Origin of the sequence: Winogradskyella immobilis, assembly GCF_021887715.1 — a bacterium.
GTDB lineage: Bacteria > Bacteroidota > Bacteroidia > Flavobacteriales > Flavobacteriaceae > Winogradskyella > Winogradskyella immobilis.
Window position 1 is genome coordinate 11,276 of record NZ_JAIQXX010000009.1, and the last position, 11,018, is coordinate 22,293.

Genomic DNA, 11,018 nt, shown 5'->3' on the forward strand with positions numbered 1-11,018 from the left:
ATTTTTGAGAGAATTTAGAGTGAAATAAAAATTATACAAGTCTTAAAATTTATATATTTAGTACTTTTGGTTATATATGAAAGAACTTATTAATAAATGGTACCGCAATCATGCGTTAATTTATAAACTGCTTTTATTTTTAGCGACGACTTTATTCATTGTCTATCTATTCCCTAAAACAGGGAAATTTAAATATTCTTTTGAAAAAGGGAAACCATGGCAATCAGAAAATTTATATGCTCCTTTTGATTTTGCCATTAAAAAAACAGATCAAGAGCTAAATCTCGAAAAGGCACAGATTACTCAATCTAGCGAGATATACTTTAATATAGATTCAGAAATAAAAAATGAAGTCCTAGATAATTATTTAGAAACATTTAATATCGTTTTTAAAGACTCTGTTTCAGTACTAAATGAAAGATTCTCACTCTTTGAAAAAGGACAAAACGCTATAAATGAATATTATAAATATGGAATTTTAAATTCAGTATATGCATATGATAGTGAACGTACCGTAATTTTAATTGAAAATAACATTCAAAAAGAAAAAATTCAATTTAAAGATTTATATAAGCAAAGTGAAATAAGGTCTAGTATAGAAAACATACTGAATGATGGATCTCTTTATATATATAAAGATGATTTTGTGTCTTTATTTTTTGATATAATAAAACCTAACATAACTATAAATAAATCGTTAACAGACAATTTACTTGAAGAAGAACTTTCAAAAATATCACCTACAAGAGGCAGTATAATTAATGGAACACTTATAATCTCTAAAGGGCAAGTTGTAGAAGATGAGCAATTTAATATTTTATCATCCTTAAAAACAGAATATGAATCTCAAGTATGGAATACTGCAAATTATAATTGGGTTTTATTTGCTTACACGCTTTTGGTTGCGTTAACACTATTGATGTTATTACTGTTTTTAAAAAAATATAGATTAGATGTGTTTTCGAACAATACTAAAGTAACATTTATATTTTTCAATATAGTTGTTATGATAGTATTGACAACGTTAGTTATTAATTATAATTCTCAATACCTATATGTTGTTCCTTTATGTATACTTCCACTAGTTTTAAAAGCTTTTTTTGATGCTAGATTAGGTCTTTTTGCTCATGTACTTACGGTGTTGCTTTTAGGGTTTATTGTGCCTAACAGTTATGAGTATATGTTTTTACAAATTATAGCAGGTATCGTAACGATTCTTACTGTATCTGAATTATATAAAAGAGCTAATTTATTTATCTCTGTAGGCCAAATAACATTAATTTATATTATAGCCTATTTTGCTTTTTTTGTAATACATGAAGGGCAAATTACAACGCTTAAATTAGATACATTTGGGTTATTTGTTTTATGTGGTTTAGCTACACTATTTGTTCAGCCATTAATTTATATATATGAAAAGATTTTTGGTTTAGTATCTGATGTCTCTTTATTAGAATTATCGGACACCAATACAAAGCTTTTAAAAGAATTATCAAATAAAGCACCAGGGACTTTCCATCATTCATTAAATGTAGCAAACTTGGCAGAAGCATCTGCTAATGAAATTGGTGCTAATGCAATGTTAGTTAGAGTAGGAGCATTATACCATGATATTGGCAAAATGAAAAACCCAACATATTTTACAGAGAATCAATCTACAGGTATTAATCCTCATGAAGAGTTATCTTCAAAAGAAAGTTCAGATATTATAATAAACCATGTATTAGACGGAATAGAAATTGCTAAAAAGAATAATCTCCCAGATCGAGTTATAGATTTTATTCGTACGCATCATGGAACAAGCGTTGTATATTATTTTTATATGAAAGAAAAGACTTTAGATGATAAAACTATGGTATCTGATTTTTCATATCCAGGACCAAAACCGTTTAGTAAAGAAACAGCCATTTTAATGATGTGTGATAGTGTAGAGGCTGCTTCTAAAAGTTTAAAAGCTCCTACCAGTTCTAAGATTAATGATTTTGTAGAAAATATTATTAATAAACAAATGGATATGGGGCAATTTTTAAATGCTGATATTACGTTTAAAGAGATTCAAGCTATAAAGAAAGTCCTTAAATTAAAACTTGCAAATATTTATCATTTGCGTATTGAATATCCAGAATAAAAAAAACCTATTAAATAATTTTAGTAGGCTTTTCTATATACTATGTATGTTAGTGTGTTAATTTAAGAGTTCAGCAACTTTGAGTTCTAGAGCTTTACCTCTTAGATTTTTTGCAATTATAGCACCTTTATCATCTAAAATAAACATAGCAGGAATAGCGTTAACATTGTACGATTGCGCTATTTTATCAAAGTAAGTTAAATTTGAAACATGATTCCAAGTTAATTTATCATCTTCAATAGCCTTTATCCATGCTTCTTTAGGGTTTTGTTGACCGCGACGACCATCTAGCGAAACACCAATAATTTCTAGCCCTTTATCGTGATATTGGTCATATATTTTTACTAGGTTAGGGTTTTCTCTTCGGCATGGCCCACACCAAGCCGCCCAAAAATCTATGATAGTAATTTTACCTTTACTATACACCTCAGATATAGCCAGTTCTTTCCCTTCAGGATCTGGTGCAGAAAACGGAGGTGCTATTGCACCAATAGCTGTGTTTTTTTGTGCTTCTATTTTGGCTATAGTTTGCTCGATAATACTCTTTATTGTGATCCCTTTTTGTGTGATTTTTACAGATTGATCTAAGTTATCAAAGAGAGTTTTAATTTTAGGATAATCAGCATTTGCAACACGTAATTGTGATTGAAAAATTTCTAAAACAGTATTACTATTACTATGTTCTTCAATAAAATCAAATGGATAATTTGCTAATTTTTCTTGCAATTTTTCAAGCACAACTTTATCAGACTTCATATTAACCGAATCTCTTAAAAATTGTGCATCACTATAGTTTTTACTTACGGTATTTAAATCTTCTTTAATTTTATTTAAAGTAGTATTAAATTCATGTAATAAATCATGTGAATCGGATCCTGATAATATAGAATTACTTAATATTTTTTTATCAACATCTAAGGTCATTTTTGTATTCTCAATCATTAAAGGGATGCGTCCTGGTGATCCATTCATGGTAAGGAAATAAAGTTTAGGATAAGGTACTTTTCCATTAAAAGTAAAAGATCCATTTAATACTATAGCAGTATCAACAGGCACAGGTCTGCCTCTTTGATCCAATTCATTTAAATACACTCGTATACCATTGTAGACATCTTTAGCAGTACCTTCAATAATGTAATCTGTTCTAACTTCTTTTTGACATGAAGACATCATTATGCCAATAAGAATAATAGGAAGCAACTTTTTCATTTTTCATAGTTTTGAGATGTACAAATATAAAAAGTAAGTTGAAAGTTTTACACTTGCAAGTGTAAATTATATCATAAAAAGAATTCAATATCAATGTAGACTTATAATATTTGCAATATTTTTGTAAAAAGATTTGTTATGCTTCAAAATGATACAATTGTAGCTTTAGCTACTGCCTCTGGTACAGGAGCTATAGCAGTTATTAGACTTTCTGGAGTTGATGCTATAAGTATAACAGATTCTTGTTTTCGTTCTATAAAAAAAACGAAACAATTAAAAGATCAAAAAACGCATACTATTCATTTAGGACATATAATTGATAGAGATAGAGTTGTAGATGAAGTTTTAGTAACTGTTTTTAAAGGTCCAAATTCATATACTGGCGAGGACGTTATAGAAATTTCTTGTCACGGATCATCATATATTCAACAAGAAATCATTCAATTGTTTTTACGAAGTGGCTGCAGAATGGCAACCGCAGGTGAGTTTACCTTACGTGCGTTTTTAAATGGTAAGTTAGATTTAAGTCAAGCTGAAGCAGTTGCAGATTTAATATCTAGTGATAATGAAGCATCTCACCAAATTGCTATGCAGCAAATGCGTGGAGGTTTTTCTTCAGAAATCGCTAAGTTACGTGAAGAGTTATTAAACTTTGCGTCTTTAATAGAGCTAGAACTCGATTTTGCTGAAGAAGATGTTGAATTTGCAGATAGAACACAATTTAAAGAATTGATAGAACGTATCGGTTTTGTTTTAAAACGTCTCATTGATTCGTTTGCAGTAGGAAATGTCATTAAAAATGGGATTCCTATAGCTATTGTTGGTGAGCCAAATGTTGGGAAATCAACATTATTAAATGCTTTATTAAATGAAGATAGAGCGATTGTTTCTGAAATAGCTGGTACAACGAGAGATACTATTGAAGATGAAATCTCAATTGGAGGCATAGGTTTTCGATTTATTGATACTGCAGGAATCCGAGAAACCAAAGATGTTGTGGAATCTATTGGAATTAAAAAAACTTTTGAAAAAATAGAACAGTCACAGGTAACTATCTATCTTTTTGATGCTCAAAAAAATATTGATAATCTCGAAGCTGTAAGAATTGAGATTGAAAAAATAAGAAATAGATACCCTCAAAAACCTTTATTAGTTATCGCAAACAAAATAGATACACTAACTGACACGCAACTTTCTGAAATAAATAAAACTATAGTAGATGTACTTATGCTATCTGCTAAAACAGGTTTTGGAGTTGAAGAATTAACCAATTCACTTCTTAATCTTATTAACACAGGTGCACTTCGTAATAATGAGACTATTGTTGCAAATTCTCGTCATTACGATGCTTTATTAAAAGCTTTTGAAGAAACTCAGAAAGTGAGCTACGGTTTAGACTCAGGACTTTCTGGCGACTTATTGGCTATAGATATTAGACAAGCATTATATCATTTTGGTGAGATTACAGGTGAAATAACTACAGATGATTTATTAGGTAATATTTTTGCTAATTTTTGTATCGGTAAATAGAAAACGTCTAAGCATTCATAAATAGAAATGCACTGATGTTAATTCAATTAATTTACTACTTTAAAAAGCAATTCTCTCATTGAATATCCTTGCTTTTTATATACATTAAAATCAAATTAATCGTCAAAACGCTTGTTTTTGACGATTAATTACATAAATTTGTAATATAACCCCATACAACCTACTTATGAAAATTAAAATTATTCTATTCAGTTTACTCTTAGCTGTTAATATTGGCTTTGCACAAAAAAAGAAAGACCCTAAGAGTATTATCGATCGAGATGTAAGTATATCGAAATACCATAGTTTAGATGATCTTCAAAGCATGAAAAAAGGTGAACTTTTAGTTTTATACAGAGAACGTATACAGAGTATCGTAAAAATTTTACCATATATAGCATTTGCTACTAAACCAGGAGTTACGATGTCTACTTTGGGAATACCTGATAATAATGATAATAAAAAAACTTTAGTAAAACAGCACAAAGCTAGTGATGAATTTCTTGAAAATACGTTAGATTTTCAGAGTGTAATATTGCCTTATTCAGATACAGATAAATTAATTGCAGCAATTTTATTCTATGAAGAAACATTAAAATCATTACATGAGTACAATGATTTTAATTAAAGTTTATTAGATAATTCTTAATATAAAATTTAAGTCAATGTTAATTAACATTGACTTTTTTTATGTGATAGTTTTTATACTAATTGATTAATTTTTAATGCTATAAGTTATTAATAAGTCCTATTAATCGTTATTTTTACAAATCATTTAAACGAAGATATTTGCGTTTAATCTATTTTATTTTATTTAAAATTAAAATTTTAAGCATTTCATCGAAAAAATTGGTATTTTGTAGTGTTCGCTTATATATTTGGTAAAGACAATAAGATTAATACTTATTTAATGTCTAACAAATTATATAAGCTTATGAAAAAAAATACTCTTATAACATTACTTACTGTATTTACTTTTTTTTGTGCTAATGCTCAACAAGAAAAAGGGATATTCGGTATTAATAATTGGTTGCATAATTGGACAGATTTTCAATCTAATACAGCTACTTATAATGAGCCTACTGAAATTTTAACAGGGCATATATCTAAAGATATTAAATTATCTAAAAAATATGTTTATTTATTGCTGGGTAATGTATTTGTGACGGATAGTGTAACAATTTCTATAGAACCAGGTACGGTTATTATAGGAGACTATGCTACAAAAGGATCGTTAACAATTTCTAAAGGGGCTACAATAATAGCTAATGGTACAGAAACAGATCCTATTGTTTTTACTTCAAATAGAAGTAGAAAACGCCAAGGAGATTGGGGCGGATTAATAATTCTTGGTGATGCCCCAACCAATAAATTTGGGAATGGATCATTATCTAACCTATATTCTAATCTCTCAACAAAGTCATATCAATACACAAATTATGGAGGTGAAAACCTAGAAAGTAGTTCAGGTGTATTACGTTTTGTAAGAATTGAGTATGCTGGTAAAAGAACTTCAAAAGATAACTATTTTAATGCATTAACACTAGCAGGTGTTGGTAGTAAAACGGTAATAGAAAACATTATGGTAAGTTATTCTGAGAGTAATTCGTTTGAAATACTTGGAGGTAAAACAAACTTATACAAACTTGTGTCATACAAAGCAGGTAGTGCCGATTTTAAATTCAACTTTGGCGCCCAAAGCCATATCCAGAATTCACTGGCAATACGCACACCATATACATCTAATAGTAACGGACCTAGATGCATGCAGTTATTTTCTTACGATAAATCAAGTGAAGTAGATTTTACAAAAAAAGGTACTTCAGTAATTGCAGAAAATATAACACTGTTTAACTGGTCAGAAGATTTAGAAGCAGATTTAGATAAAGATCTTATTGCAGAAGCATTATATGTTGGTAATAATACAACAATAGATATGAGCAAAAGTGTTATTTCTGGTTTTAATCCTGCAATTATATTAGATGATCAGATTAAAATAAATCAAGAAAGTTTAGAACAAATTAAATTTTCTGAAATGTATTTTAATAATTGTAGAGGAAATATCTTTTTAGAAAACAATTCTAATAATGCAGATCTAGAGAATTGGTATGGAAATCTATCTTTTTTCAATGTATACTCTAAAGGTAAAGATTCTGAAACTTTTATAAATATACTGAACACTAAACTACCAGATTTTAGATTAAGGATTAATAAAATAATAGCAACAAATGATTATGAAGATGATGATAATGATGATTAATATAAGAGCTTATAAAGTAAATAAACGTTAACCATACATTTAAAGAAAACAGATCAACGTTTAATCTCTCATAAGCGTATTTCTTAAATGTAATAATAACTCGTATAGGTTTAATAGATGTCGTAGCACACTATGTGTTAGGGTTAGATATTTATGTCCTTTTCTAAACTAAAATTATTGATTATGTTAAGTTTTACAAAACCATATTTTACGTTTATTCTTGTAATAGTATTCGCTTCAATTTCTCATGCTCAAATAGTTATTAGCACACCTAATTTACAATTCAGTAAAGCTTGTGCTAGCCCTACATTTAATACCTTTAATTTAACGTTTACGTTTTCGCCAGAAAGTAACCTAAGTGAGACAAACCAGTTTAACATAGAATTGTCTGATGCCTCAGGTAGTTTTACTAATAGTGAAATAATTTATACAACAGCTCAAGGTGCTATAACTAGTTCTCCAGCAACATTAAGTTTTTCAATGCCTACAACTGTAGCAGGAGAAAACTATAAAATTAGAATTAAAAGTTCTTCATCTGCAGCAAATAGTACAGGTTCTGTAGATTTTGCAGCATATTATAAACTGCATGATATTCCGTTTTCTATTAATAACTTAATAGAGACGGCAGCATATTGTTCTAACGGAGGTTATCTTTTAACTATAGATAGTCCAGAAAGTAATAATAGTTCTCCACTACAATATCCATCATTAACATACAATTGGTATAGAGAAACAAGTGCTACAACTTCTGTTTTTGTAGCATCTAGTGAAACTTTATTAGTAAACACGCCTGGAATCTATTTTGCAGAAACTAATTATGGCACCTGTACTTCAGAATCATTTTCTAATAGAGTTACAGTAACTGAGCTTACTTCAGATACCGAAGTTTCTATAAACTCTAGTATGGATAATCCATTTTGCGCAAGTGAAGGAGCAACAATTTTAACGACTATAAATGCAGAAAACTATCAATGGTTTAAAGACGGAGAAGAGGTTACTGACGCTACAGAACAAACTTATACTACTGATGAGCCAGGTTTTTATTCGGTAAATATTGATTTAGGAGAGTGTACTACAAATGCTGAAATAGATTTACTAACTAATGATTTTGAAAGCAGTATAAATGTTTTAGAAACGAATTCTATATCTGAAGGAGAAAGTTTATTTGTAACCGTAACTACAGATGCGATTGATCCTATATTTAGATGGTATTTTAATGGCGAGCTTATTGATAGTGCTATAACAGAAAGTTATGAAGCTACCGAAATAGGTAATTATAAAGTTAGTGTTACGCAGACTGATGGTTGTATAAGTTCTAAAGAATTTTTATTTACCATAATAGAACCATTTCCAGATGTTGCCGAAATTCCAAATATAATAAGCCCTGATGGAGATGGTATTAATGATACATGGATTATTCCTCAAGCATTTGTTGATGGAACAGACACAGAAGTTACTCTTTATTCAGCACAAGGTAAAGTTGTTTTTACAACTAAGAATTATCAAAATAATTGGCCTTTAAATCAATTACGATTCCAAGATATTAATCCTGTTTATTATTATGTAATTACGACGTCAAATAATAGAACGAGAAAAGGATCTATAACAGTTATAAAATAGTGTGAAAAAACTTATACTACATATAGTCTTTTATTCCTCGATTATTATAAGCGTTAAAGCTCAAGATAATGGTGTAGCATCTTTTTCGTTACCGATTAGAAATTCTATTACATTTAATAAATACGCCATTAATCCTACATTTAGTTTTGTTAGAGAACAATATAAATATGCAAGTGTTTCTAATAAACGACAATGGGTTGAGTTTACAGATGCTCCGCAGACTTATAAATTTAGTTATGCAGGAAGATTAAACGAAAACATGGGGTTTGGTGTTGGTTTTTTTCAACAAAATTTTGGTCTATTAAATACTTTTGGAGGTGTTTTAAACTATGCATATAATGTTGTTTTAGGTAGAGATAGTAATTTAACTTTTGGATCTAATCTTGGTTTTTACAATAGTGGAATTAATGAAGGAAGAATAATAACAAATACCCAAGATCCTTTATTAAATAGCTTAGATTCTAATCTTTTGATAACCTTTAATCCTGGTATTAACTACGGAACTACCTTTTTTGATTTTGGATTGGTATTAAACAATTTTGCTCTGTATAATTTTACAACTTCGAGTTTAGTTGAAAATGATCTAGAAAAAGGTATCCAAGCACATGTAATGTATACAGGCTTTATTGATAGTTATGGTTTTTTTGATGAAGCCAAATTTACAGGATTATTACGATCAGAATTTCTTAGAGATAACACCATTTTATCTACAATACTAATGTTAACTGTACCTAAAGGTATTTGGGCACAAGTAGGCTATAATTCTTTATATGGTGCATCAGGAGGATTAGGATTAAATATTACTACTGAAATTGCCATCGAATATAATTTTGAAAAAACGATAGGCGAGTTAATTGATTTTGGACCATCTCATGAAATTACATTAGCATATCGTTTCAAAAATAAAAAACGCTATTTGTATAGTGACGATCAAGAATTATCATCTGTAATTTCTAAAAACAAATTCAAAAAGAAATCTAGAATAGCTTCTAAAATTAATGCAGCGAATAGAAAGAATCAGCCACAGTCAAAAAAAGAGAATACTAAAAATGCATTAGTAATTAAAAAAGAAGAAACTACTATTGTAAACAAAGAAGAAAATTTAAAACAACAACAAGATTCTATTGCCAATACTGTAAAAGCAGATATTGAGAGAAAAACTAGTGCTAAAGTTTTAACTGATGAAAAATCTAAAAAAATTAAAACGAAGAGTGAAACACAACCTATAGTTAATAAGGAGACTAAAACTGAAATAGAAGTAATAGGGAATACTAAAAATGTAACTAAAACAAGTAAAGACGAACAAGTAGAAGTTTCAGAAAAAGAAAATCAAATAAAAGAAAATTTATTTGATTCTATAACTAAACCTATAGATACTATAAGGTTGTCAGCTACGGTAATAAAAACAAGAAAAGTATTAAGCCGTATTAAAGAAACTATTGCAGAACGCACAAAAGATCTTAGAGATTTAAAAGAAGAGAATGACCTTGGTGATCAAGGTATCTATAAAGCTCCAAAACCATTTAAGAGTTTGTCTTCGCAAGAAGCCAAATTAGTAGAATTAAGAATAGATATTAATAATTTAATAAAATCTCAAGATCAAAGAATAAGAGAATTAAAGGCGTCGTATGATCAACGACTGAAAAATAATTCTAATCAAGAAGATTCTATAGCTACAATCTATTTAGACGAAATTATAATCATACAATCTGTTCAAAAAGAAACTAAACGCTCTTTATTAGATATGGAAAGAGAACTAGAAAAAATAAAACTTGCTACAGATTTTGAAAGAAGCCGAAGAATAAAAAGAGCAGCATATGATAATCAAGAAGATCGCTACCAAAAAGATTTAGCAACTTTAAATAGAATTAAACAAACCACAGATATAGGTTCTGAAACATTTAATCCTGAAGAATTTGATTTTGGCGAAGATCAAGGATCAAATATTAAAATTTTAAAAGATGTAAAACACACCGAAAGTGGTTACTATGTTGTTTTAGCAGTACACAGTGATGTGACTAGGAGAGATGAATTTATAAGAATGGCTATAACATCAGGGCAATCTAACATTCAATTCTTTTTTGATTTAAGCACAAGTAATTATTATATCTATTACGAAAAGTTTAGTGATTTGGATGCTGCAACTAATGCATTAGAATTTAACAATTCAGCGCCATATAATAGAAAAAGATCTATAATAAAAATTGAAAACTAATATGTAGAAAACAGACAATACTTTTTTATTAACCCCAAATAATAAAGAAAGTAAAG

General features: G+C 28.9%; 7 protein-coding genes. 6 read left to right on the top strand and 1 reads right to left on the bottom strand.

The window, feature by feature from the left end:
• Nucleotides 1–76: 76 nt before the first annotated feature.
• The gene (locus tag K8Z87_RS08145) at nt 77–2,128 is read left to right on the top strand and encodes an HD family phosphohydrolase (protein ID WP_227477005.1); all 2,052 of its coding nucleotides are present in this window, start codon (nt 77–79) and stop codon (nt 2,126–2,128) included.
• A gap of 57 nt (nt 2,129–2,185) precedes the next feature.
• Here K8Z87_RS08145 and K8Z87_RS08150 read toward each other — a convergent pair whose 3' ends face one another.
• Entirely contained in the window at nt 2,186–3,337 is a 1,152-nt protein-coding gene (locus K8Z87_RS08150; RefSeq protein WP_227477006.1) for a TlpA disulfide reductase family protein, read from the bottom strand.
• A gap of 138 nt (nt 3,338–3,475) precedes the next feature.
• Between K8Z87_RS08150 and mnmE the strand changes: the two genes are divergently transcribed.
• From mnmE to K8Z87_RS08175, 5 genes are all read left to right on the top strand, one after another.
• Entirely contained in the window at nt 3,476–4,867 is a 1,392-nt protein-coding gene (gene mnmE, locus K8Z87_RS08155) for a tRNA uridine-5-carboxymethylaminomethyl(34) synthesis GTPase MnmE (protein ID WP_227477007.1), read from the top strand.
• A 187-nt stretch (nt 4,868–5,054) separates the two neighbouring features.
• A complete protein-coding gene (locus K8Z87_RS08160) occupies nt 5,055–5,495 on the top strand; it encodes a hypothetical protein (protein ID WP_227477008.1) in 441 nt (146 codons plus the stop codon).
• 306 nt (nt 5,496–5,801) lie between these two features.
• Nucleotides 5,802–7,127 (top strand): hypothetical protein, encoded by a 1,326-nt coding sequence (locus K8Z87_RS08165; RefSeq protein ID WP_227477009.1) that lies wholly within the window; start codon nt 5,802–5,804, stop codon nt 7,125–7,127.
• Between the two features lie 183 nt (nt 7,128–7,310).
• Nucleotides 7,311–8,747: a T9SS type B sorting domain-containing protein gene (locus tag K8Z87_RS08170; RefSeq protein WP_227477010.1), complete on the top strand. Its 1,437-nt coding sequence runs from the start codon at nt 7,311–7,313 to the stop codon at nt 8,745–8,747.
• Nucleotide 8,748: 1 nt separating this feature from the next.
• Nucleotides 8,749–10,962, top strand: coding sequence for a PorP/SprF family type IX secretion system membrane protein (locus tag K8Z87_RS08175; RefSeq protein ID WP_227477011.1), 2,214 nt, complete (start codon nt 8,749–8,751; stop codon nt 10,960–10,962).
• Nucleotides 10,963–11,018 lie beyond the last annotated feature (56 nt).